Origin of the sequence: Stenotrophomonas sp. SKA14, from assembly GCF_000158575.1 — a bacterium.
Classification (GTDB): Bacteria; Pseudomonadota; Gammaproteobacteria; order Xanthomonadales; family Xanthomonadaceae; genus Stenotrophomonas; species Stenotrophomonas forensis.
The window spans coordinates 1,765,281-1,787,789 of record NZ_DS999412.1 but is presented as its reverse complement, the minus strand read 5'-3'; the positions used below and the strand labels follow the sequence as shown (position 1 = coordinate 1,787,789).

At 66.4% G+C, this 22,509-nt stretch carries 20 protein-coding genes; 7 read left to right on the top strand and 13 right to left on the bottom strand.

Annotation, left to right across the window (positions count from 1 at the left end):
* The 8 genes from era to rpoE form a co-directional block, all read right to left on the bottom strand.
* Positions 1 to 897, bottom strand: coding sequence for a GTPase Era (era, locus tag SSKA14_RS08070; protein WP_005410599.1), 897 nt, complete (start codon positions 895 to 897; stop codon positions 1 to 3).
* Positions 894 to 1,574, bottom strand: coding sequence for a ribonuclease III (gene rnc, locus SSKA14_RS08065; RefSeq protein ID WP_008267764.1), 681 nt, complete (start codon positions 1,572 to 1,574; stop codon positions 894 to 896). Before rnc ends, era begins: the two co-directional genes overlap by 4 nt.
* A complete protein-coding gene (locus SSKA14_RS08060; RefSeq protein ID WP_006462472.1) occupies positions 1,564 to 1,947 on the bottom strand; it encodes a DUF4845 domain-containing protein in 384 nt (127 codons plus the stop codon). The genes rnc and SSKA14_RS08060 overlap by 11 nt, the downstream gene beginning before the upstream one ends.
* A 52-nt stretch (positions 1,948 to 1,999) precedes the next feature.
* Positions 2,000 to 2,794: a signal peptidase I gene (gene lepB / locus SSKA14_RS08055; RefSeq protein ID WP_006462474.1), complete on the bottom strand. Its 795-nt coding sequence runs from the start codon at positions 2,792 to 2,794 to the stop codon at positions 2,000 to 2,002.
* 54 nt (positions 2,795 to 2,848) lie between these two features.
* Positions 2,849 to 4,642 carry a translation elongation factor 4 gene (gene lepA / locus SSKA14_RS08050; protein ID WP_040007303.1) on the bottom strand — a complete coding sequence of 598 codons (1,794 nt, stop codon included), beginning with the start codon at positions 4,640 to 4,642 and terminating at the stop codon, positions 2,849 to 2,851.
* A gap of 180 nt (positions 4,643 to 4,822) precedes the next feature.
* Positions 4,823 to 6,358, bottom strand: a complete 1,536-nt coding sequence (locus SSKA14_RS08045) for a DegQ family serine endoprotease (RefSeq protein ID WP_008267907.1) — start codon at positions 6,356 to 6,358, stop codon at positions 4,823 to 4,825.
* Positions 6,359 to 6,432: 74 nt separating this feature from the next.
* Entirely contained in the window at positions 6,433 to 7,314 is an 882-nt protein-coding gene (locus tag SSKA14_RS08040; protein ID WP_008265371.1) for a sigma-E factor negative regulatory protein, read from the bottom strand.
* Positions 7,311 to 7,931 (bottom strand): RNA polymerase sigma factor RpoE, encoded by a 621-nt coding sequence (gene rpoE, locus SSKA14_RS08035; RefSeq protein ID WP_010482816.1) that lies wholly within the window; start codon positions 7,929 to 7,931, stop codon positions 7,311 to 7,313. The genes SSKA14_RS08040 and rpoE overlap by 4 nt, the downstream gene beginning before the upstream one ends.
* Before the next feature lie 235 nt (positions 7,932 to 8,166).
* Here rpoE and SSKA14_RS08030 point away from each other — a divergent pair, with 235 nt between their 5' ends.
* The 4 genes from SSKA14_RS08030 to SSKA14_RS08015 all read left to right on the top strand — a co-directional run bounded on the left by SSKA14_RS08030 (position 8,167) and on the right by SSKA14_RS08015 (position 13,181).
* Positions 8,167 to 10,230: a 3-hydroxyacyl-CoA dehydrogenase NAD-binding domain-containing protein gene (locus SSKA14_RS08030; RefSeq protein WP_008268800.1), complete on the top strand. Its 2,064-nt coding sequence runs from the start codon at positions 8,167 to 8,169 to the stop codon at positions 10,228 to 10,230.
* 592 nt (positions 10,231 to 10,822) lie between these two features.
* Positions 10,823 to 11,686, top strand: coding sequence for a pirin family protein (locus tag SSKA14_RS08025; RefSeq protein ID WP_008267962.1), 864 nt, complete (start codon positions 10,823 to 10,825; stop codon positions 11,684 to 11,686).
* A 120-nt stretch (positions 11,687 to 11,806) separates the two neighbouring features.
* Positions 11,807 to 12,526: an aquaporin Z gene (gene aqpZ / locus SSKA14_RS08020; protein ID WP_006462519.1), complete on the top strand. Its 720-nt coding sequence runs from the start codon at positions 11,807 to 11,809 to the stop codon at positions 12,524 to 12,526.
* Between the two features lie 196 nt (positions 12,527 to 12,722).
* A complete protein-coding gene (locus SSKA14_RS08015) occupies positions 12,723 to 13,181 on the top strand; it encodes a hypothetical protein (protein WP_008266318.1) in 459 nt (152 codons plus the stop codon).
* Between the two features lie 128 nt (positions 13,182 to 13,309).
* Here the strand turns inward: SSKA14_RS08015 and SSKA14_RS08010 are convergent, their stop codons facing one another.
* Positions 13,310 to 14,161: a pirin family protein gene (locus tag SSKA14_RS08010; RefSeq protein ID WP_008267151.1), complete on the bottom strand. Its 852-nt coding sequence runs from the start codon at positions 14,159 to 14,161 to the stop codon at positions 13,310 to 13,312.
* Positions 14,162 to 14,376: 215 nt separating this feature from the next.
* Here SSKA14_RS08010 and SSKA14_RS08005 point away from each other — a divergent pair, with 215 nt between their 5' ends.
* Positions 14,377 to 16,458, top strand: a complete 2,082-nt coding sequence (locus tag SSKA14_RS08005) for a carbon starvation CstA family protein (RefSeq protein WP_006462520.1) — start codon at positions 14,377 to 14,379, stop codon at positions 16,456 to 16,458.
* Positions 16,458 to 16,682, top strand: coding sequence for a CstA-like transporter-associated (seleno)protein (locus SSKA14_RS08000; protein ID WP_005410613.1), 225 nt, complete (start codon positions 16,458 to 16,460; stop codon positions 16,680 to 16,682). The genes SSKA14_RS08005 and SSKA14_RS08000 overlap by 1 nt, the downstream gene beginning before the upstream one ends.
* A gap of 505 nt (positions 16,683 to 17,187) precedes the next feature.
* On the opposite strand, the gene SSKA14_RS07995 is transcribed toward SSKA14_RS08000, so the two are convergent.
* Together SSKA14_RS07995 and SSKA14_RS07990 are read right to left on the bottom strand one after the other, a co-directional pair.
* Complete coding sequence (locus SSKA14_RS07995; RefSeq protein ID WP_008264616.1) at positions 17,188 to 18,318, bottom strand: DUF3103 family protein; 1,131 nt, start codon at positions 18,316 to 18,318, stop codon at positions 17,188 to 17,190.
* Between the two features lie 185 nt (positions 18,319 to 18,503).
* Positions 18,504 to 19,754: a DUF819 family protein gene (locus SSKA14_RS07990; protein WP_040007302.1), complete on the bottom strand. Its 1,251-nt coding sequence runs from the start codon at positions 19,752 to 19,754 to the stop codon at positions 18,504 to 18,506.
* A 134-nt stretch (positions 19,755 to 19,888) separates the two neighbouring features.
* Between SSKA14_RS07990 and SSKA14_RS07985 the strand changes: the two genes are divergently transcribed.
* Complete coding sequence (locus SSKA14_RS07985; RefSeq protein ID WP_008268405.1) at positions 19,889 to 20,278, top strand: VOC family protein; 390 nt, start codon at positions 19,889 to 19,891, stop codon at positions 20,276 to 20,278.
* Positions 20,279 to 20,433: 155 nt separating this feature from the next.
* Here the strand turns inward: SSKA14_RS07985 and SSKA14_RS07980 are convergent, their stop codons facing one another.
* Complete coding sequence (locus SSKA14_RS07980; protein ID WP_008264631.1) at positions 20,434 to 21,720, bottom strand: HAMP domain-containing sensor histidine kinase; 1,287 nt, start codon at positions 21,718 to 21,720, stop codon at positions 20,434 to 20,436.
* Positions 21,707 to 22,420, bottom strand: coding sequence for a response regulator transcription factor (locus SSKA14_RS07975; protein ID WP_008267972.1), 714 nt, complete (start codon positions 22,418 to 22,420; stop codon positions 21,707 to 21,709). Before SSKA14_RS07975 ends, SSKA14_RS07980 begins: the two co-directional genes overlap by 14 nt.
* Positions 22,421 to 22,509: the final 89 nt, after the last annotated feature.

Sequence of the window (22,509 nt, the reverse complement as noted above, 5' to 3'; positions counted from 1 at the left end):
TTACTCGTAGCCGAAGGCCTTCAGCGCGGCCTCGTCATCGGACCAGCCTTCACGCACGCGCACCCAGGTTTCCAGGAACACTTTGGCTCCGAACAGGCGCTCCATCTGCAGGCGGGACTTGGCACCGATCTCCTTCAGGCGCGCACCGCCCTTGCCGATCACGATGGCCTTCTGGCCTTCGCGCTCGACCCAGATCACTGCACCGATGCGCAGCAGGTTGCCGTCTTCGGTGAAGCGCTCGATCTCCACCGTGGTGGCGTACGGCAGTTCTTCGCCGAGCTGGCGCATCAGCTGCTCGCGCACCAGTTCGCCAGCCAGGAAACGCTGGCTGCGGTCGGTGATCTCGTCCTCGCCGAACATCGGCGGGGCCTCCGGCAGCAGCTTGAGCACGTCGCGCACCAGCGCTTCCAGGCCATTGCGCTTCTGCGCGGAGATCGGGTGCACCGCGGCGAAATCGCGGCCTTCGGTCACCTGCTGCAGGAACGGCAGCAGCGCGCCCTTTTCCTTCAGGCGATCGATCTTGTTGACCACCAGCACCACCGGGATGCCGGCATCGCGCAGCACGTTGAAGGCCAGGCTGTCTTCTTCGTCCCAGCGCCCGGCTTCGATCACCAGCAGGCCGGCGTCGACGCCTTCCAGCGAGCCACGCGCGGCGCGGTTCATCACCCGGTTCATCGCCCGCTTCTGCACCTTGTGCAGGCCGGGAGTATCAACCAGCACCAGCTGGCCTTCCGGATACGTGGCGATGCCCAGCAGGCGATGGCGCGTGGTCTGCGGGCGGTTGGAGACGATGCTGACCTTGGCGCCGACCAGGGCATTGGTCAGGGTCGACTTGCCCACGTTCGGGCGGCCGATGACGGCCACGCTGCCGCAATGATGGGGAGTTTGTTCGCTCACTTGGAATCCAGTTGTTCTAGGACGGCCGCAGCCGCCTGTTGTTCGGCAAGCCGCCGCGAGGCGCCTTCGCCCTCGGTGCTGGCGGCCGGGTCAGCTACGTTGCAGCGTACCCGGAAGTGTTTGGCGTGGTCGTCACCGGATTCTGACACCAGTTCGTACTGCGGCAACGCCTTCTGTCGGGCCTGCAGCCATTCCTGCAGGCGGGTCTTGGGGTCCTTCTCGGGCCGGCCGGAGGCCGGCAGTGCCTCGATCGAAGCGCTGAACCAGGGCAGTACCACCGCCCGGCAGGCCTCGAAGCCGGCATCCAGATAGATCGCGGCCACCACGGCTTCCACCGCATCGGCCAGGATCGAGTCGCGGCGATGACCGCCGGACTTCATTTCGCCAGGGCCCAGCGTCAGCCGCTCGCCCAGCTCCAGGCTGCGCCCGATCACCGCCAGCGCGCCTTCACGCACCAGCTCGGCGCGGGCACGGGTCATCGCGCCTTCGTCGGCCTTGGGCCAGCGCCGGTACAACGCCTCGGCCGCCATCATGTTGACGATGCTGTCGCCGAGGAACTCCAGGCGCTCGTTGTGCGGCGCACCCGCACTGCGATGGGTCAGCGCCTGCTTGAGCAGGGCCGCATCGCGGAAGGGATGACCGATCAGGTCGCCACGTTGGATGAATTTACTGGGCACCGCTTCGTGTCAGGTCCTGGGAAGAATCAAAATTGCCAACCACATCGAGGTTGCCGATCAGCGGACGACGTACTTCGTAGTTGACCTTGAGGGTCCAGCCGTTGTCACGACGATCGAACTTCACATTGGCCGGCTTCACGTTGTCCGAGTAGTTGATGTACAGGCGCTTGAAGAACAGGTCCTGGATGCGGGCCGGTTCCATGTTGCCCACGCCCGGCTCGTTGGCCAGGCTCTTCATCGCCGAGCGCACCGCGTAGTACTCCTGGTACATCGGGAACAGCTTCATGCCGATGTAGAGGAAGAAGCCGACCACGATCAGGACCGTCAGGAACGAGGTCAGGGTCATGCCGCGCTGCGTGTTCATCGTCTTCATTGCGTTCTCCCCAGATACGCGTTGGATGTGAAAATACTCAGTCGATGCCCGATCAGTTGATGCTCGAGCCGATCCGCGACGGCTCGAAGCCATCCTTGCAGAACCAGCCCTGGCAGTTCAGCCAGATCAGGAAGGCCTTGCCGCGCAGGTTTTCCTCCGGCAGCAGGCCCCAGAAACGGCCATCGTCGCTGTTGTCACGGTTGTCGCCCATCACCAGGTACTTGCCGGCCGGTACGGTCCACTGGCCCTGGCCACGCGGATAGTCGGTCTCCAGCACGGTGTGGGTGCGGCCCGGCAGGTGCTCGACCAGCAGGTTGGCGCCCTCGCCCTGGCCCTTGTGGCCGGCATAGATGCCCTTGTTGTCGTACTTCAGCGGCTCGCCATTGAGGATCACGCCGTCGCCTTCGAAGACGATGGTGTCACCCGGCACGCCGATCACGCGCTTGATGAAGTTCTCGCCCTTGGCCGGGTCGTTGTCGCTGTGGCCGGGGAAGTGGAACACCACCACGTCGCCACGCGACGGCTCGCCGAACGGCACGATCTTGGTGTTGCTGATCGGCAGGCGCAGGCCGTAGGAGAACTTGTTGACCAGGATGAAGTCGCCGATCAGCAGGTTCGGCATCATCGAGCTGGACGGGATCTTGTACGGCTCGGCGATGAAGCTGCGCACGATCAGCACGATCGCCAGCACCGGGAAGAACGCACGCGAGTAGTCCACCAGCACCGGCTCGGAATCGAGCAGGCCCGCGCGCTGGGCGCGGCGCTTGGCGAGGTACAGCTTGTCCGCGAGCAGGATCAGGCCCGAGGCCAGGGTCAGCACGACCAGGAGGATCTCAAACAGTTTCATTCAGGGTCCTTTGCAACGTCACCAGACGACCGGCCCGCAGGGGCCGGTGCGGGCTTACTTGTTGTCCATCTGCAGCACGGCCAGGAACGCTTCCTGCGGGATTTCCACGCGGCCGACCTGCTTCATGCGCTTCTTGCCTTCCTTCTGCTTTTCCAGAAGCTTCTTCTTGCGCGAAACGTCGCCACCATAGCACTTGGCCAGCACGTTCTTGCGCATGGCCTTGACCGTGGTACGGGCGATGATCTGCGAGCCGACCGCGGCCTGGATGGCCACGTCGAACATCTGGCGCGGGATCAGGTCCTTCATCTTCTCGCACAGCTCGCGGCCGCGGCGATCGGCATGGCTGCGGTGCACGATCAGCGACAACGCATCGACCTTGTCGCCGTTGATCAGCACGTCCACACGCACGAACGGGCCGGCGTCGAAACGCACGAAGTGGTAGTCCAGCGAGGCATAGCCACGGCTGACCGACTTCAGCTTGTCGAAGAAGTCCAGCACCACTTCGGCCATCGGCAGCTCGTAGCTGATCTGCACCTGGCTGCCCAGGTAGTTGATGCCGATCTGGCTGCCGCGCTTTTCTTCGCACAGCTTGATGATGTTGCCGATGTACTCCTCGGGGGTGAGCACGTTGGCACGGATGATCGGCTCGCGGATCTCCTCGACCTGGTTCACCGGCGGCAGCTTGGCCGGGTTGTCCATGTTGATGATCGAGCCATCAGTCTTCAGCACCTCATACACCACCGTCGGCGCGGTGCTGATCAGGTCCAGGTTGTATTCGCGCTCCAGGCGCTCCTGCACGATCTCCATGTGCAGCATGCCGAGGAAGCCGCAGCGGAAGCCGAAGCCCATCGCCTCGGAGCTTTCCGGCTCGAAACGCAGCGCGGCATCGTTCAGGCGCAGCTTGTCCAGCGCTTCGCGCAGGTCCGGGTAATCCTCGGCGTCCACCGGGAACAGGCCGGCGAACACGCGCGGCTGCATTTCCTGGAAGCCCGGCAGCGGCTTCGGTGCCGGGTCGCCGGCCAGGGTCAGGGTGTCGCCGACCGGCGCGCCGTGCACGTCCTTGATGCTGGCGGTGACCCAACCCACTTCACCGGCACGCAGCGCCGGCAGCACCTTGCGCTTCGGCGTGAACACGCCGACGTTGTCGACCTGGTGGTTGCGGCCGGTGGACATCACCTGCAGCTTGTCGCCGGGCTTGATCTCGCCCTGCATCACGCGCACCAGCGAGACCACGCCCAGGTAGTTGTCGAACCAGGAGTCGATGATCAGTGCCTGCAGCTTCTCGGTGTCGCGCGGCGTCGGCGGCGGAATGCGGTGCACGATCGCTTCCAGCACGTCCTGCACGTTCAGGCCGGTCTTGGCGCTGACCGGCACGGCGTCAGAGGCATCGATGCCGATCACGGCCTCGATTTCGGCCTTGGCGCGCTCGATGTCGGCGGTGGGCAGGTCGATCTTGTTGATCACCGGCACCACTTCCAGGCCCTGCTCCACCGCGGTGTAGCAGTTGGCCACCGACTGCGCTTCCACGCCCTGGGCGGCATCGACGACCAGCAGCGCGCCCTCGCAGGCGGCCAGCGAGCGGCTGACTTCATAGGAGAAGTCGACGTGGCCCGGCGTATCGATGAAGTTCAGGTGGTAGGTCTGCCCGTCCTTGGCCAGGTACGGCAGCGACACCGACTGCGCCTTGATCGTGATGCCACGCTCGCGCTCGATCGGGTTGGAGTCGAGCACCTGCGCTTCCATCTCACGGGCCTGCAGGCCACCGCAGAGCTGGATGATGCGGTCGGCCAGCGTGGACTTGCCGTGGTCGACATGGGCAATGATGGAGAAGTTGCGGATGTTCCGCATCGAATCAGAAGACATAGGTGGCGGCGGCGCGCGGCGTCGTCAGGGTAACGGTCGATTATCGCATGCCCGGCGCCTCGCCGCGAAAACCGCCTCGTCGGGCCGGCCCGGAACGGCCGAAGCCCCGCCGGGGCGGGGCTTCGGGGCAGATGGCAGCCGCCGCCGCAGCGGCCCAGACAGGCCTTACTGGCCGGCCTTCACCGCCACGAACGCGCTGTTGCCGTTGCCGGTACGCACCAGCAGCATCACCACATCGTCCTTCTTGTAGCCGGACAGCGCGCGGTTGAGGCCATCCACGCTGCCAACCGGGGTGCGCCCGACCTGCAGGATCACCATGCCCGGAGACAGGCCGGCATCACGCGCCGCCTGGCCCTTGACCCCGGTGATGCGCACGCCCTCGTTGCCGTCCAGGCCAAACTGCTTGCGCTGCGGCGCGGTCAGGTCGCTGACGTCCAGGCCCAGCAGGGCGTTGGCCCCGGCCTGCGGCACCGCATCGGGCTTGGCCGTGGCGGCCGCGCGGGCATTGGCCTGGCCATCTTCACTGAGTGCGGTGAGCGTTGCGCTGAGGTCGCGCGGCTTGCCATCGCGGATCACGCCGAGGGTGACCCGGCTGCCCGGCGCCATCGCACCGATCAGCGGCGGCAGGTCCGACCAGCTGTTGACCGGGCTGCCGTTGACCGAGCGCACCACGTCGCCGATCTGTACGCCGGCCTTCTCGGCTGCACTGCCGGGCACGATCTGGTTGACCAGTGCACCGCGGCTGTCGGGCAGGCCCAGGCCCTGCGCCTTCAACGAATCGATCGGTTCGACCACCGCACCCAACTGGCCACGGGTGACCTTGCCACTCTTCTTGATCTGCTCGACCGCGCTCATCGCCAGGTCGATCGGGATCGCGAAGCTGATGCCCATGTAGCCACCCGAGGCGGAGAAGATCTGCGAGTTGATGCCGACCACTTCACCGCGGGTGTTCAGCAGCGGGCCGCCGGAGTTGCCCTGGTTGATCGCCACGTCGGTCTGGATGAACGGCACGTAGCGCTGGTCGGCGCCACCGGTGCTGCGGCCCAGCGCACTGACGATGCCCGCGGTGACCGAGTGATCGAGACCGAACGGCGAGCCGATCGCGACAACCCACTGGCCCGGCTTCAGGGTGTTGGAATCCCCCACGCGCACGGTCGGCAGGTTCTTGCCGTCGATCTTCAGCAGGGCCACGTCGTACTGCTGGTCGCTGCCCACCACCTTGGCGTTGAACTCGCGGCTGTCACCGAGCTTCACCTTCACCTCGCTGGCATCGGCCACCACGTGGTAGTTGGTCAGCACATAACCGTCGGGCGAGATGATGAAACCCGAGCCCATGCCGCGGCCCTTGATGCTGGGACCGCCATCCTGGCCACCCGGGCCCTGCCCCGGCATCGGGAAGTCCGGGCCGAAGAAGCGGCGGAAGAATTCGGGCATGTCATCGTCGCCGCCCATCGGGCCCCGCGAGGCCTGGCGGTTGTTGCGCACGATGGTGGTGTCGACGTTGACCACGCCCGGCCCGACCTGTTCGACCAGGTGGGTGAAGTCAGGCAGGCCGGTGACCAGCGGCTGCGCGGGCGCCCGCGGCGCCGCGGCCGGCGCGGGCTGGGTCTGCGCCACTGGCGCCGGCGCCTGTGCGCAGGCCATCAAGGGAAGGGTCAGGGCCAGCAGGCCGATGGCCTGCGTGCGGAGTCGGGGAGTCATCGGACGGCAACCTCCGGATCGGGTGGAAAGAGGAATACGGGCCCCGCCGACGGCGGGGCGTGAAAGCGCCCGGCTCAGTCGCGCGGGCGCGGCGGCACCGGCAGGTCATCCTGCAGGCGCGGCTCGAACGGGTAGAACGCAGCACCACCGGCGTGGGCCGGGAAGCTGGCATTGAGCGCGCCACCGGCAGCGGGGGCCAGGCTGGAGCGGGGCCACGGGCGCGCCTGCAGTGCTCCCACCTCGCCAAACGGCAGGTTGCGGCTGGCGTTGGCCGGCACGGTCGGGGTCAGCGGCGCCTGCGCGGAGGCCACCGCTCGCTGCGGGCTGTCATCACGCTGGGCAACGCGCGCGGCCTGCTGGCTGCGGGTCGCACTGGCGCGACGGGTGTCCTGGCGGCGGCTGGCGGCAGCCATTGCCACCGCCGGCGCAGCCGCCACGGCCATCGCTGCGGTATCCACCGACGCCTCGGTGACCGGCGACTGGCCGCTCGGCGCAGGCGCCAGTTCAGCCTGGCTGGCGATCACCTGCGGCGCCAGCGGCTCGCCGGGGGTGGCCTCCTGCAGCTTCTCACCGCCCATGAACAGGGCCACGGCAGCGACCGAGGCGGCCAGTGCGGCACCACCGCCCCAGGCCCGCCAACCGCTGCGACGCACCTGGCGGCGCGGCTCGGCCTGCGGTGCCGGTTCGGCCGCGATGGCAGCCGCCACGGCGGCACTGAAGCCGGCCGGGGCCAGTGCCGAGGCCTGCCCGCGCATCACGTCGCCCAGCAGCTGCCAGCGTTCCTGGCAACCCGCCAGCTCCGGATCGTGCTCCATGCGGCGCAACAGGAAGCGCGCTTCATCGGCGCCCAGCTCGCCGTCGACCAGGGCCGACAGCTGTTCGCGGTGGCGCTGGTCCAGGCGCTGCCCGGCAGGGGATTGATGGTTCTGCGATTCGTTGAACGGATGACTGGTCATACGCGGCTCTTCTCACGGGTGGCGCTGCCGATGTCCAACAGCGGCCGGAGTTCGGTGTCGATCGCCTCGCGCGCCCGGAAGATCCGTGAACGCACGGTGCCGATCGGGCACCCCATCTTCTGCGCGATATCCTCGTAGCTCAGGCCTTCCACCTCGCGCAGGGTGATCGCCAACCGGAGTTCCTCCGGCAGCGCGTTGACGGCCTTCATCACCGTCTGTTCCAGCTCCTGGCGCATCAACTCGCGCTCGGGCGTGTCGGTATCGCGCAGGCGCGTACCGCTGTCGAACTGTTCGGCGTCGCCGATGTCGATATCATCGGTCGGCGGCCGTCGATTGTGTGAAGCCAGGTAGTTTTTGGCGGTATTCACGGCGATTCGATGCAACCAGGTTGAGAACTGGGCATCACCACGGAAACTTCCGATCGCGCGGTAGGCACGGATGAAAGTGTCCTGGGCGACGTCCTGACATTCGCTCCAGTCGGCGATGTAGCGACCGACCAGGGCCACGACCCGATGCTGGTACTTGCGCACCAGGACATCGAACGCGGCACTCTCGCCGTGCTGCACGCGCCGGACCAGCTCCAGATCCAGCTCCTGAGGTGTATCAACATCGGCCATGAGGGGCCGCACTCCTGTCAGCCCAACCGACGTCGGGCAATGAGACTGCCAATCCCGGGAAAAGTTCAGTCGCCGATCACCCGGCGCCGCACCAGCTTTTAACCACCGTTCCGTTAGCGTCCCGGTCCACGGCCATGGATCCGGGGTCACCACTCCCCTGCTATTGGGATTTGACGCGGGGGAAACAACCTCTGGATCATAGCCGCTTCTCCATACACAACCGGATGGAACGTCCATGCTCTCAGGCTTCGATGGTCTCCGCTTCAGCCACTGGCACCCCGAGATCCGCGACGACGGCGTGGTGGTTCTCTCCCTGGATCGTCAGGACAGCAGCGTCAACGCGATGTCGCAGGACGTGCTGCTGGAACTGGGCGACCTGCTTGAGCGCATCGCGCTGGACCCACCGAAGGGCGTGGTGGTCCAGTCGCTGAAGAAGGCCGGCTTCATTGCCGGTGCGGATCTGAAGGAGTTCCAGGAATTCGACCGCCGCGGCACCGTCAACGATGCGATCCGCCGCGGCCAGGCCACCTACCAGAAGCTGGCCGAACTGCCCTGCCCGACCGTGGCGGCCATCCACGGCCACTGCCTCGGCGGCGGTACCGAGCTGGCCCTGGCCTGCCGCTACCGCGTGGCCTCCAATGACAGCAGCACCCGCATCGGCCTGCCGGAAACCCAGCTGGGCATCTTCCCGGGCTGGGGCGGCAGCGCCCGCCTGCCGCAGCTGGTCGGCGCCCCGGCGGCGATGGACATGATGCTGACCGGCCGTACCCTCTCGGCGTCGGCCGCGCGTGGGATCGGGCTGGTCGACAAGGTGGTGGCGCCGGCGGTGGTGCTCGACACCGCGGTGGCGCTGGCGCTGTCCGGCACCACCCGCCCGTTCAAGCAGCGCGCGACGGCGTGGGCAACCAACACCTGGCTGGCACGCACGCTGCTGGCACCTCAGATGGTCAAGCAGGTCGCACGCAAGGCCAAGAAGGATCAGTACCCGGCGCCATACGCACTGATCAGCACCTGGCAGCGCAGCGGCGGCAAGCCGATCCAGGCGCGCCTGGATGCCGAACGCCGCGCCGTGGTGAAGCTGGCCAGCACGCCGACCGCGCGCAACCTGATCCGCATCTTCTTCCTGACCGAACGCCTGAAGGGCCTCGGCGGTGGCGATTCCGGCATCCGTCATGTGCATGTGGTCGGCGCCGGCGTGATGGGCGGCGACATCGCTGCGTGGGCCGCCTACAAGGGCTTCGAGGTGACCCTGCAGGACCGCGAGCAGCGCTTCATCGACCCGGCCATGGAGCGTGCTCAGGCACTGTTCGCCAAGAAGGTGCGCGACGACAGCAAGCGCCCGGCGGTGGCCGCGCGCCTGCGTGCCGACCTGGACGGCAACGGCGTGGCCGAGGCCGATCTGGTGATCGAGGCCATCATCGAGAACCCGGAGGCCAAGCGTGCGCTGTACCAGACGCTTGAGCCGAAGATGAAGCACGACGCGTTGCTGACCACCAACACCTCCTCGATTCCGCTGGTGGAACTACGCGACCACATCCAGCGCCCGGCGCAGTTCGCCGGCCTGCACTACTTCAACCCGGTGGCGCAGATGCCGCTGGTGGAAATCATCCATCACGACGGCATGGCGCCGGAAACCGAGCGCCGCCTGGCCGCGTTCTGCAAGGCGCTGGGCAAGTTCCCGGTGCCGGTGGCCGGCAGCCCGGGCTTCCTGGTCAACCGCGTGCTGTTCCCGTACATGCTGGAAGCGGCCACCGCGTATGCCGAAGGCATTCCGGGCCCGGTGATCGACAAGGCGGCAGTGAAGTTCGGCATGCCGATGGGCCCGATTGAGCTGATCGATACCGTGGGCCTGGACGTGGCTGCCGGTGTCGGCCGCGAGCTGGCGCCGTTCCTCGGCCTGCAGATTCCGGCTGCGCTGCAGACAGTGGAACCGGACAAGCGCGGCAAGAAGGATGGCCAGGGCATCTATACCTGGGAGAACGGCAAGCCGAAGAAGCCGGACGTGACCAGCGATTACCAGGCACCGGCCGACCTGGAGGACCGCCTGATCCTGCCGCTGTTGAACGAGGCGGTGGCCTGCCTGCACGACGGCGTGGTGGCCGACGCGGACCTGCTGGATGCGGGCGTGATCTTCGGCACCGGCTTCGCGCCGTTCCGCGGTGGTCCGATCCAGCACATTCGTGCGGTCGGCGCTGATGCGATCGTCGAGCGGTTGAAGGCGTTGCAGCAGCGCCACGGTGACCGTTTCGCCCCGCGTCCGGGCTGGGACAACCCGGCCCTGCGCGAACCGGTGGTGTGAGTTGATCGGCCGGGCCTGCGGCCCGGCACCCGCTGGATCAAAAGCCAAAGCCAGAGCCGGAGCAACAGCCGGCTCTGGCTTTTCTGTTTGTTGGGCGGGGCGGTGTGGGCAGGCAGGACACGCCGTAAACCCATCCATGGGGCTCGATGGCGCCATCCATGGCGCCAACGGTCCTGCCTGCCCACACCGCCCCACCCCTGACAGATTTCCGGTGACGGTGAGCGAACAGCGAACCCGGTGGGTGTCGACCTTGGTCGACACCTGAGCGAAGCGACCGGCGTTTGATTTTGATTTTCTTTTTTTCTTCTCCGTGGCTGGACAGCACACGGAAACCGTCAGAGGCCGGGCGGGGTGGGTTCGCGGGGGTGTCCGCGGCATGGATGCCGCGGCCAAGCCCCCATGGACGGGTTTACGGCGTCCCCCGCGAACCCACCCCGCCCGGCCAAGCGCGGCTTTTGCTTTACACGACCAAGCAACCAGCCACGAGAGGCTGCGCCGTTGGCTGGAACAACCTGTTACCCATACGGGGCATGCCCCCGTCACAGCTGCATGCGATGCTGACCACCTGATCCCTGCCAGCGAGAACGCCCGCATGACCACCATCATCGCCCCGCGCGTGCACGACATCGGCGGACTCGAAGTCCGTCGCGCCGTCCCTACCCTGCAGGCACGCAGCATCGGTTCGTTCGTGTTCGTCGACCAGATGGGCCCGGCGCTCATGCACCCCGGTACGGCCATCGACGTGCGCCCGCATCCGCATATCGGCCTGGCCACCGTCACCTACCTGTGGTCGGGCGCCATCGGCCACCGCGACACGCTGGGCTCGGACCAGGTGATCCGCCCGGGAGACGTGAACTGGATGACCGCCGGCCGCGGCATTGCCCATTCCGAACGCACGCCGCAGCCCGACCGCGATCACGACAACCCGATCCACGGCATGCAGACCTGGGTCGCATTGCCGAAGTCGCATGAAGAGATTGAACCGGCGTTCTACCACCATGCCGCTGCCACCCTGCCCGAGCAGCGCCGCAACGGCGCCTGGCTGCGGGTCATCGCCGGCCGCGCCTACGGCGAGGAATCGCCGGTGAAGGTATTCGCCGACACGCTCAACGTGGCGATCGACCTCGACCCGGATGCGGAGATCGATATCGACAACGGCCACCGCGAGCGCGCGCTGTACATCCTCGAAGGGGACGCGCAGCTGGATGGCGTGGACGTGCCCGCCCAGCACCTGATCATTCCCGAAGCCGGCGCCATCGGCCGCCTGCGCGCAAAGACCCCGGTGAAGGCGATGCTGTTCGGCGGTGAGCCTTTGGATGGCCCACGCCACCTGTGGTGGAACTTCGTGTCCAGCTCGAAGGAACGCATCGAACAGGCCAAGCACGACTGGGAAGCCGGTCGCTTCGGCACCATTCCGGGCGACGACAAGGAGTTCATCCCGCTGCCGCAGTACTGAACATCGCGTGTTGCACACACGCCAGGGTGTATCCCTGCACCCGGCGTTGACGCTACAGTCACCCGCTGATCACTGAAATGTGACATAAATCACACTTTCACCGTCAAAGGAGTGCAACACATGAGCATGGGTAAACGCTTGTCCGCCGAGTTCCTCGGCACGTTCTGGCTGGTTCTGGGTGGCTGTGGCAGCGCGGTGCTGGCCGCCAAGTTCGGCGGTGACGGCAATCCGCTGGGTATTGGATTCCTCGGCGTGGCGCTGGCCTTCGGCCTGACCGTGGTGACTGGCGCCTATGCGTTCGGCCACATCTCCGGCGCGCATTTCAATCCGGCGGTCAGCGTCGGTCTGTGGGCCGGTGGCCGCTTCCCGACCAAGGACCTGGTGCCCTACATCATCGCCCAGGTCGCCGGCGGCCTGCTGGCGGGCTTCATCCTGCTGCAGATCGCCTCCGGTGCCAGTGGCTTCGCCATTGATGGCAGCCAGGCCGGTGCATTTGCCAGCAACGGCTACGGCGCGCTGTCGCCCGGGGGCTACAGCGTGGCAGCCGCCTTCCTGTGCGAAGTGGTACTCACTGCGGTGTTCCTGATCGTGATCATGGGGTCCACCCATGGCAAGGCACCGGCCGGCTTCGCGCCGCTGGCGATCGGCCTGTCGCTGACCCTGATCCACCTGATCAGCATCCCGGTCACCAACACCTCGGTGAACCCGGCCCGCTCCACTGCCGTGGCGTTCTTCGCCGGCAGCGGTGCGGTCAGCCAGCTGTGGCTGTTCTGGGTTGCCCCGCTGCTGGGCGGCGCGATCGGCGGCATCATCTACAAGTGGATCGGCAACGACCGCTGAGGCCCGTGCGGACCATTGCGGCCGACCATCGGCCGCAATGGTTACGCTTGTAACCGCAATTTGTGCGATCGCTCACGTTCCGTTAAGGTTGAGTTGACCGTCCGTGCACATGCCGGGCGGGGTGGCATCCGGGGATGGGATGCCAACGCCCCCATCCATCGGGCGGCGCCAAACGACACACCACCTTGGGGGATGCATGAAGTTCGCGCCTGTAGTGTTGTCGAGCCTGCTGTTCGCCGTGGCCCAGGCCGCCGCGCAGGCTCCCACCGAATGTCCTTCGCTGCCCGCCAGCAGCGGCCTGCAATGGCAGCAGCAGGCGCAGGCCGACTTCCTGGTCTGCCGCGCCAGCACCGGCGACGGCCGCGAAGTGCTGAGCCTGATGCTCAGTGCACGTGATCCGTCCATTCCACTGAATCGTTCGCTGCGCCAGGAAAAGGGCAGCTTCGGCGGTGAATCACTCTACTGGTACCAGCCCGACCTCGGCGGCCAGCAGCCGCCCGGCTATGCCGAGCGGCGGATCAGCGTGGTCAAGCTCGACAAAGGGCGTTACGCACAGATTTCGTTGTATCCGGACAGCCCGCAGGAGCTGGGCTCGCTGCAGCAGCTGGCGCAGGGCATGAGCCTGACGCCGTCGGCCGTGGCCGCCGGGCGCTGACCGTGATGGGGATGACTGCCTGGCAGCATCCCCGCAATGCGGTCCGATCACCGGCTAGTGCCGGCCGCTGGCCGGCACCTCGATCCGCCGTGACCTCACGCAGTGGCCGGCCAGCAGCCGGCCCCCTCTCAGAACTTGCCTTCCTGGAAATCGACGAAGGCCTGCATCAGTTCCTGCCGCGTGTTCATCACGAACGGGCCGTGCCGCATCACCGGCTCGCGCAACGGACGGCCGGCCACCAGGATCAACCGCGCACCATCACGGCCGGCCGAGATGTGCAGCTGCTCGCCACCGCCCAACACCGCCAGTTCCTGGCGTGCCACGTCACGCGCGGCGTCCTGCTCGCCCACCGTCATCGCACCTTCGAATACATAGGCAAACGCGTTGTGCCCTTCCGGCAATGCATAGGTCCAGGCGCGGTCGGGCGCCAGCGTGATGTCCAGGTAGAGCGGATCGGTGGCCGGCTGCACGATCGGCCCGCGGGTACCGTCGACGCTGCCGGCAATCACCTTCACCTCCACGCCGGCGGCAGGCTGCACCAGCGGAATGCGCTCGGGCGCGAACTCCTGGTACTTCGGCTCGGTCATCTTGTCCTTCGCCGGAAGATTCACCCACAGCTGGAAACCACGCATCTGCCCGCTTTCCTGTTCAGGCATCTCCGAATGCACCAGGCCGCGCCCCGCCGTCATCCACTGCACGCTGCCCGGGGTCAGCAGGCCTTCGTTGCCGTGGTTGTCGCGGTGCCGCATGCGCCCGTCGAGCATGTAGGTAACGGTCTCGAAGCCACGGTGCGGATGCTCGGGGAAGCCCGCGATGTAGTCTTCGGCGCGGTCGGTGCCGAATTCATCGAGCAGCAGGAACGGATCCAGGTCGGGCAGCGTCGGGCCACCGATGACGCGGGTCAGGCGCACGCCGGCACCATCGGAGGTGGGCATGCCACGGATGGTGCGCAGTACGCGGACCGGTTCGGGAAAGCTCATGGCGACTCCTGTTGGATGGATGCCCCTGAAGATGGACGCCACACGGCAGTACGCCAATGGACGGCTCCGCAACCGATTGTTCCATCGCTGATGTTCGCTGCACGTCAGCATTCCCTTCGTACGACCAAAGTACTACCGCAGATTCGTCCTGTGCCAATTGACCGTGTCGAGGGCAAGCAGGACTCTTTGTCTGTCTTTCCGGGAGAGAGCACCTCATGAAAGGGTTTTCCAAACTGGGCTGGGCGGTACTCGCCCTGCTCGGCGCGTTCTGTCTGGGCACCGTGGCGCTGCGTCGCGGCGAACACATCAATGCCCTGTGGATCGTCGTCGCGGCGGTGTCGCTGTACCTCGTCGCCTATCGCTTCTACAGCCTGTTCATCGCCAACAAGGTGATGCAGCTCGATCCAACCCGGGCCACTCCGGCGGTGATCAACAACGATGGCCTGGACTACGTGCCGACCAACAAGCACGTGCTGTTCGGCCACCACTTCGCCGCCATCGCCGGCGCCGGCCCGCTGGTCGGCCCGGTGCTGGCCGCGCAGATGGGCTACCTGCCCGGCCTGCTGTGGCTGGTGGTGGGCGTCGTGCTGGCCGGCGCGGTGCAGGACTTCATGGTCCTGTTCCTGTCCAGCCGCCGCAACGGCCGTTCGCTGGGTGACCTGGTGCGCGAGGAGATGGGCCAGGTGCCCGGCACCATCGCCCTGTTCGGCGCCTTCCTGATCATGATCATCATCCTGGCGGTGCTGGCGATGGTGGTGGTCAAGGCGTTGGCCGAGAGCCCCTGGGGCATGTTCACGGTGATCGCAACGATGCCCATCGCGATCCTGATGGGCGTGTACATGCGCTACATCCGCCCCGGCAAGATCGGCGAGATCTCGATCGTTGGACTGATCCTGCTGCTGGCCGCGATCTGGTTCGGCGGCAAGGTCGCCGCCGACCCGACCTGGGGGCCGGCGTTCACCTTCACCGGCACCCAGATCACCTGGATGCTGATCGGCTATGGTTTTGTCGCTTCGGTGCTGCCGGTGTGGCTGCTGCTGGCACCGCGTGACTACCTGTCGACCTTCCTCAAGATCGGTACGATCATCGCGCTGGCCATCGGCATCCTCGTGGTGATGCCGGAGCTGAAGATGCCGGCGTTGACCCAGTTCGCCGCCAGCGGCGATGGCCCGGTGTGGAAGGGCGGCATGTTCCCGTTCCTGTTCATCACCATCGCCTGCGGTGCGGTCTCCGGCTTCCATGCCCTGATTTCCTCCGGCACCACGCCGAAACTGCTGGCCAATGAAGCGCACATGCGCTACATCGGCTACGGCGGCATGCTGATGGAATCGTTCGTGGCGGTGATGGCGCTGGTGGCGGCTTCGATCATCGATCCGGGCATCTACTTCGCGATGAACAGCCCGGCGGCGGTGATCGGCCCGGATGTGGCGTCGGCCGCGCACTACATCACCAATACCTGGGGCTTCACCATCACCCCGGAACAGCTGACCGCCACGGCAGCAGCAATCGGTGAGCCGACCATCCTGCACCGCGCCGGTGGCGCGCCCACACTGGCGGTGGGCATCGCGCAGATCCTGCACCAGGCGATTCCAAGCAGCAGCGACGCAATGATGGCGTTCTGGTACCACTTCGCGATCCTGTTCGAAGCGCTGTTCATCCTGACCGCAGTGGACGCCGGCACCCGCGCCGGGCGCTTCATGCTGCAGGACCTGCTCGGCAACTTCGTGCCAGCGTTGAAGAAGACCGAGTCGTGGACCGCCAACATCATCGGTACCGCCGGCTGCGTGGCGCTGTGGGGCTACCTGCTGTACACCGGTGTGGTCGATCCGTTCGGCGGCATCCAAACGCTGTGGCCGCTGTTCGGCATCTCCAACCAGATGCTGGCCGGTATCGCGCTGATGCTGGGCACGGTGGTGCTGTTCAAGATGAAGCGTGACCGCTACGCGTGGGTCACCGCGGTACCGGCGGTGTGGCTGCTGATCTGCACCACCTACGCCGGCTTCATCAAGATCTTCGACAGCAACCCGGCGCAGGGCTTCCTGGCACAGGCGCACAAGTTCCAGGCGGCGCTTGCCAGCGACACCATCACTGCGCCGGCCAAGTCTGTGGCGCAGATGAAGCAGATCGTGGTCAACGCCTACGTCAACACCGGCCTGACCGCGCTGTTCCTGCTGGTGGTTGGGGCGGTGCTGGTGTATTCGATCAAGACCATCCTGGCGGCGCGCCGCAACCCGCAGCGCAGCGACCGCGAGACCCCGTACGTGGCGCTGAAGCCGCATGAAATGGTGGATCTGTGATGAGCACGCAACTGGTTCCCGCCGGCCAGTACCAGGCGCACCGCCGCATCTGGCGGCGCCTGGTGCAGACCGCACGCCTGTGCTGTGGCATTCCTGATTACGACAACTATGTCCGGCACATGCTGGAAAAGCATCCGGACCAGGAGCCGATGGACTACAAGACGTTCTTCCGCGAGCGGCAGGAAGCACGATATGGCGGCCGCAATGGCGGTCGATGCTGTTGAGGTGAAAGTGGGTGGCGGGCTTGCAGCCCGCCGCCCGCAGAGGCCGGTGCAACTGCAACTGCTGAAGCGTCGGCTCTGGGCTTTCTGTTTCGTTGACGGGGCGGTGTCGGATTGCCGGTGACGGCAAGATACATCCGGAGTCAGATCGGTTTTCCGAAGGAAAACCGATCTGACTCTTTTTTGTTCGTGGACATCGATGTAGTCATCCACGCATGGTGTGGATCTACTGGCCGCCGGCCAGCTGTCGAAGGCGGGGTGGGTCCGGTTGCGAGGGCGTGAGCGCCATGGATGGCGCGACCGAGCCTACATGGGTGAGGGCGCTTTGCTTGCGAAGCACTGCTTCGCAAGTGCCCGAACGCTCAGCCGCCAGCGGCTGGGCCGGACCCCGGAGGGGGATTTACGGCGTCCCCCGCAACCGGACCCACCCCGCCATCCCACGGAATGCCGCTATTGCCGTTGACGTTGACGTTGCTTCTGCGGGTGCAGGGCTGCAAGCCCTGCTGGCCTATTCCACCAGGGTAATGGGAGTGAGCGTGACCTTGGCGTTGTTCGCTGCTCCCATGCGATCGGTGTACGCCTGCCCACGTTGGACAAGATAGAAGCTGTCCAGGTAATCGATGTCGTTGGAGAACCACGACGACGGCATCGCCTTGAGGATCGCGCCGGCGATATCGGCGATGACCGCATACTCCGGTGCGAACGCACCCAGCGCCGCCTTCACACCGTTGCTCAACGCCACCAGCAGGTCCTGGTAATTGGTGTCACCGTCATCCTCGAACAACTGCACGTTGGCGGCGTTGAACCGATAGTTGCCCCACAGGACCAGCGCCTGCTGCGGCGTGTAGTCGGTCTTGTCATGGTCCAGGTAGGGCATGTCGACCGTGGCCATCTCCGGCTCCGCCTTGCCGATCTGCAGCCCGGACACCACCGCGAACACCTCCGCCGCGCCCAGTGCCCACGGCTCCTGGTCGTCGGCCAGGCGGATGCGGTCCAGCCGGGTGATGTCCAGTGATGCACGCGCGCCATCGGCCGACAGCTGGAGGCGCTCGGGCGATTGCAGGCCCCGTGCGCGCAGGCCGGCGTTGACCAGCGCCATGCCCTCCTGCACCGAGCGCCGGGTATCGACATCGACGATCAAGACCGGGAATGCCGGTGCCTGCCTTGCGTCCAGCACATGCGCGCGGCCCCGCGCGTCGTAGGCCGTCAGCGTGGTCCAGTCACGATCATTGCCCCGTGGCAGGCTGGCCACCCACAACTGGCGCGGGGCGATGTCAGCCAGCGACTGGCCGTCCGGCACGTAGGCGCGCAGCTGCAGCAGCCCCTCGCCCTGCGCTGGCAAGCCCTTGGCCTGGCGCAGCTGCTGATCGTTGCTGGCCAGCGAGACGCTGGCCTGGGTGCGGACGCCCGGGTCGAAGCGCTCCATCACGGCATCCAGTGCCACGCCCCGTTCCGGTGAGACCGCCAGCGTGGTGCGCACGGCCTCGGCGAAGCCGGGTTGGGCAATCAATCCCGCCACCTCACGCGCACTGGCCTCGGTTACGGCCTGTATCTGAGCACCACGCGCGGCAGCATCGGCGTGCGCCGCTGCCCCGGCGCTGGCCAACAGCAGTGCCAGCAGCGTGGTCCCCCCAATCATCCGTCGATGCGTCATTCCAGCCCCCAGGCAACGTCGCTGCGGATGAGCGACAGGTGCTGTCTACGCTACGACGCGGTCACCATACGATCCGGTATGTACCGCACAGTTCCGCCTGCGGCCTGCAAAAAAAGAGCCGAGCATCGGCTCGGCTCTACACGGGATCGCGATGCCAGGCGTGGCCCGGCTCAGCCGGTGGCCATCCACTTCAGGATCAAGCCGGTGACATACGCCAGGCCCGTACCGGTGGCATAGCCCACCGTGCCGAGCAGCACGCCCACCGGGGCCAGCGTGGGGTGGAACGCCGCGGCCACCACCGGCGCCGAAGCCGCCGCACCGATGTTGCCCTGCGAACCGATCGCGAAGAAGAACAGCGGTGCGCGCAGCAGCTTGGCAACGATCCAGAGCACCAGCACATGCGTGGCCATCCAGATCGCACCCAGCAGGAACAGCCACGGACGATCCAATAGTGAGAGCAGGTTCATCTGCATGCCGATGCAGGCGATCAGGAAGTACAGGAACACCGTGCCCAGCCGCGAGGCACCCGCCGCTTCCAGCCGGCGTGCGCGGGTGAAGCTCAGGCCCAGGCCCATTGCGGTGGACAGCAGGATCACCCACACGAACTGGCTGTCCAGGCTGAACTGGCTGGCCCAGCTGACATTGGCCTTGAACCAGCCCGACAGCGGCGCCGCGATCGCATGGGCCAGGCCGACGCCGCCCAGTGCCACGCCGACGATCACCATCAGGTCGGTCATGCTGGGAATGCGCGCATTCTGCGCCTCGTAGGCACTGATGCGGGCCTTCATCTCGTCGATGGCGCGGGTATCGGCGCCGTTGCGGGTGTCGATCTGCTGCGCACGGTTGGCCAGGAACAGCAGGATCGCCATCCACAGGCTGGCGCAGGCCACGTCGACCACCGCGAACTGTCCGAAGGTGGTGGCATCGGTACCGAACACTTCGCGCATCGCGACCATGTTGGCGCCGCCGCCAATCCAGCTGCCAGCCAGTGCGGCCATGCCGGCCCAGGTGTCGCCGGCCACGGTTTCCGGGTGGATCAGCTTCATCAGCTGGAACGAGACGATGGCGCCGAGCATGATACCGGCGGTACCGGCACAGAACACCAGCAGCAACTTCGGGCCGAGCTTGATGACGCCCTTCAGGTCGATCGACAGGGTCAGCAGGACCAGCGCCGCAGGCAGCAGCACATCACGTGCGACCGGGTTGTACAGCGAGGTGTTGTGGCCATCGATGACACCGGCGGTGTTGTAGATGGCGGGGATGAAGTAGCACAGCAGCAGTGCCGGCACCCAGGCGAAGATCTTCTTAAGCAGCGGGGTCGGACCGCTGGCAGCCCAGAAGATCAGGGCCAGGGTGGCGGCAATCAGGCCCAGTCCAACGATGTCGTTGCTGATCAGGGCAGTAGCGGGTTCGGTCGGCATGGGATCCTCTGTCGATCGAAAGAGCGGGAAAAAAAAGCGCCGCATGAAGCGGCGCAGGTTGAGATTAACATTGTCTTCACGCCGGGTCATGCTGCAGTGCCGACCACGACCCCATCCCCTCCGGGAGCCTCCTCATGCAGCTCGGCGCTTTCTCGGTCAGCCTCTCGGTGAAGGACCTGGCCGCCTCCCGTGCGTTCTATGAAGCGCTGGGCTTCTCGGTCACCGGTGGCGACCCGGCACAGAACTGGCTGGTACTGCGCAGCAACGGCACGGTGATTGGACTGTTCCAGGGCATGTTCGAGGGCAACCTGCTCACCTTCAATCCCGGCTGGGACCAGCACAGGCAGGAACTGCCCCACTTCCAGGACGTGCGTGAACTCCAGGCCGGACTGGATGCAAACGGCATCGCGCTGGCAGTGCGTACCGACCCTGAGGGCCAGGGCACGGGCTACCTGCAGCTGGCCGATCCTGATGGGAATGTGATCCTGATCGACCAGCACGTAGCGCGCCCGAACAGGCGGTGACACGCACAGCATGCCAACCAAGGTTGGCATCTACCAGAGCACAGGACCGCCATTGCTTCGGTGGGCATGCCAACCAAGGTTGGCATCTACCAGAGCACAGGACCGCCATTGCTTGGGTGGGCAAGCCAAGGTTGGCATCTACCAAGACAGCCCGATCAGGCCGGCCGCGAAGCGCCGAAATCCAGAGTGGCGCGCGTTCCCCGCGGTTCACACGGGTACAGCTGCAGTGTCCAGCCCAGGTGCTCGCACAGGCGCGCGATCAAGTCCAGGCCAATGCCGCCACCCCGGTCGGCGCGCTCGCCTCGGGCCATGCGCGCGTGGATCGCGGCGATCTCCTCCGGGCTCATGCCGTGCCCCGGGTCCTGCAGGGTCAGTACTGCCGACGAACTCAGCTGCAGCTCGATATGGCCACGGCCGCTGTTCTCGATGGCGTTGCGCAGCAGGTTGCCGATCGCCGCCTGCACCACCGCCAACGGCGCAACGATATCCACCGGCGCGGCCTGGATGCCGATGCTCAGGTCCTTGTCACCCAGCAGGTGACGATGGTCGTCGACAATCTCGGGCAGCAGCTGGTCCAGCGCGATGCGCTCGGCGCGAGCGGCCAGTCGCGCCGGGTCACGCGCCAGCACCAGCAGCAGTTCGATCAGCTGTTCCACGTTCTGCGCCGTACGCAGCACCCGCTGCATCTGCTGGCGTGCCCGATCCGGCAGGCCGGGTTGTTCCAGTGCCAGTTCCGCGGCGCCGGTCATCACCGCGATCGGCGTGCGCAGTTCATGGCTGGCGGTACTGATGAACACCCGCTCGCGCTCGACGAACTGCTCGTTGCGGTCCAGGTAGTCGTTCAACGCATCGGCGATGGTATGCAGCTCGGAACTGCCGCGCGGGTCCACGTTGATGCGCTGCCCCTGCACGCCCGGCCGCAGTGCACCGATATGCTGGGCCAGCAGGCTCAGCGGACGCACCATCCGCTCCATGCCGAATGAAGCCATCAGCACGGTGACGAAGATCATGATCACCCCGGCCAGCATCACCCAGCGCGTGGCGAACTGCTCCAGGTCATGGAAGTCGGAGATGTCCAGCGCCAGCGCCACCCGCCCCATCGAGCCGGTGTCGCGCACCATCACGGCGGTCTGCCGCCCCTTGATCGGTACGCCATCGTGCAGCCCGGGGTGCAGCGTGCGAACGCTCTCGGGCATGTTGCCTTCATCGAAACGGAACAGGCTGAGCGTGTCCGAGTCCTGCCAACGGTAATGCGGCTCGTGCTCGGTATGGTCGACGATGCTGTCCAGTTCGGAGTTGAGCAGCGCGCGCCAGGCCGCATGCTCGGCGTGCTCGTGCACATAGTTGCCGACGCTGAACACCGCGATCGACAACAGCGCCAGATAGCCCAGCAACCACCACACCACGCGCCGGTACAGCGGGCCCGGCTTACGCGCCTTCATCGTCATCCCTGGCCGGATCGCTGGCCGAAGTCACGGCCAGCCGGTAGCCGACCCGCGGCAGGGTGTGGATCAGCTTATCAGCGAACGGGCCATCGACGCTGCGGCGCAGTTCGTAGACATGCGAACGCAACAGGTCTCCATCCGGTGGCTCGTCGCCCCACAGCGCAAACTCCAGCTGCTGGCGGGTGACCGCTCCGGGGCTGGCGCGCATCAGCACTTCCAGCAGCTTGCGGCAGGCCGGGTACAGATGCAGTACCTGGCTGCCGCGCTGCGCTTCCAGGGTCGCCAGGTCCAGCACCAGGTCGCCCACCTGCAGCCGCTTGCGCGGATTGCGGCCCTGCGCACGCAGCAGCAGCGCCTCCAGCCGCACCTCCAGCTCGGGAAGGGCGAACGGCTTGGTCAGGTAGTCGTCGGCACCGGCGCGGAAGCCGGCGATTTTGTCCGGCAGCTCGTCACGTGCGGTCAGCATGATCACCGGCACCTCCGAGGCGTGCTCGGCGCGCAGGCGGCGCAGCACCTCCGGCCCCTCCATGCGCGGCAGCATCCAGTCCAGGATCACCGCATCGTAGGGGTGGCTGCCGGCCAGGTGCAGGCCCGTGATGCCATCCGGGGCCACGTCCAGCACATGCCCGCGCGACTCGAAATAGTCGAACAGGTTGGCCACCAGCTGGCGGTTGTCCTCGATCACCAACAGACGCATGCACGAAACATCCACGGAAGTTCGTAACATGGTAGCGCTGCCCATGTCGGAATGCGGTCGCCTTGGCCACCTCCGACGCTTTTCCCACC

Coding starts and splice junctions, on each gene's coding strand:
- SSKA14_RS08045 (WP_008267907.1), bottom strand. CDS start 6,358: ATGACTCCCCGACTCCGCACGCAGGCCATCGGCCTGCTGGCCCTGACC.
- SSKA14_RS08015 (WP_008266318.1), top strand. CDS start 12,723: ATGAAGTTCGCGCCTGTAGTGTTGTCGAGCCTGCTGTTCGCCGTGGCC.
- SSKA14_RS07985 (WP_008268405.1), top strand. CDS start 19,889: ATGCAGCTCGGCGCTTTCTCGGTCAGCCTCTCGGTGAAGGACCTGGCC.
- SSKA14_RS07990 (WP_040007302.1), bottom strand. CDS start 19,754: ATGCCGACCGAACCCGCTACTGCCCTGATCAGCAACGACATCGTTGGA.
- lepA (WP_040007303.1), bottom strand. CDS start 4,642: ATGCGGAACATCCGCAACTTCTCCATCATTGCCCATGTCGACCACGGC.
- SSKA14_RS08005 (WP_006462520.1), top strand. CDS start 14,377: ATGAAAGGGTTTTCCAAACTGGGCTGGGCGGTACTCGCCCTGCTCGGC.
- SSKA14_RS07995 (WP_008264616.1), bottom strand. CDS start 18,318: ATGATTGGGGGGACCACGCTGCTGGCACTGCTGTTGGCCAGCGCCGGG.
- aqpZ (WP_006462519.1), top strand. CDS start 11,807: ATGAGCATGGGTAAACGCTTGTCCGCCGAGTTCCTCGGCACGTTCTGG.
- SSKA14_RS08030 (WP_008268800.1), top strand. CDS start 8,167: ATGCTCTCAGGCTTCGATGGTCTCCGCTTCAGCCACTGGCACCCCGAG.
- SSKA14_RS08000 (WP_005410613.1), top strand. CDS start 16,458: ATGAGCACGCAACTGGTTCCCGCCGGCCAGTACCAGGCGCACCGCCGC.
- SSKA14_RS08060 (WP_006462472.1), bottom strand. CDS start 1,947: ATGAAGACGATGAACACGCAGCGCGGCATGACCCTGACCTCGTTCCTG.
- rpoE (WP_010482816.1), bottom strand. CDS start 7,931: ATGGCCGATGTTGATACACCTCAGGAGCTGGATCTGGAGCTGGTCCGG.
- lepB (WP_006462474.1), bottom strand. CDS start 2,794: ATGAAACTGTTTGAGATCCTCCTGGTCGTGCTGACCCTGGCCTCGGGC.
- SSKA14_RS08040 (WP_008265371.1), bottom strand. CDS start 7,314: ATGACCAGTCATCCGTTCAACGAATCGCAGAACCATCAATCCCCTGCC.
- SSKA14_RS08010 (WP_008267151.1), bottom strand. CDS start 14,161: ATGAGCTTTCCCGAACCGGTCCGCGTACTGCGCACCATCCGTGGCATG.
- SSKA14_RS08025 (WP_008267962.1), top strand. CDS start 10,823: ATGACCACCATCATCGCCCCGCGCGTGCACGACATCGGCGGACTCGAA.
- SSKA14_RS07980 (WP_008264631.1), bottom strand. CDS start 21,720: ATGAAGGCGCGTAAGCCGGGCCCGCTGTACCGGCGCGTGGTGTGGTGG.
- SSKA14_RS07975 (WP_008267972.1), bottom strand. CDS start 22,420: ATGCGTCTGTTGGTGATCGAGGACAACCGCCAGCTGGTGGCCAACCTG.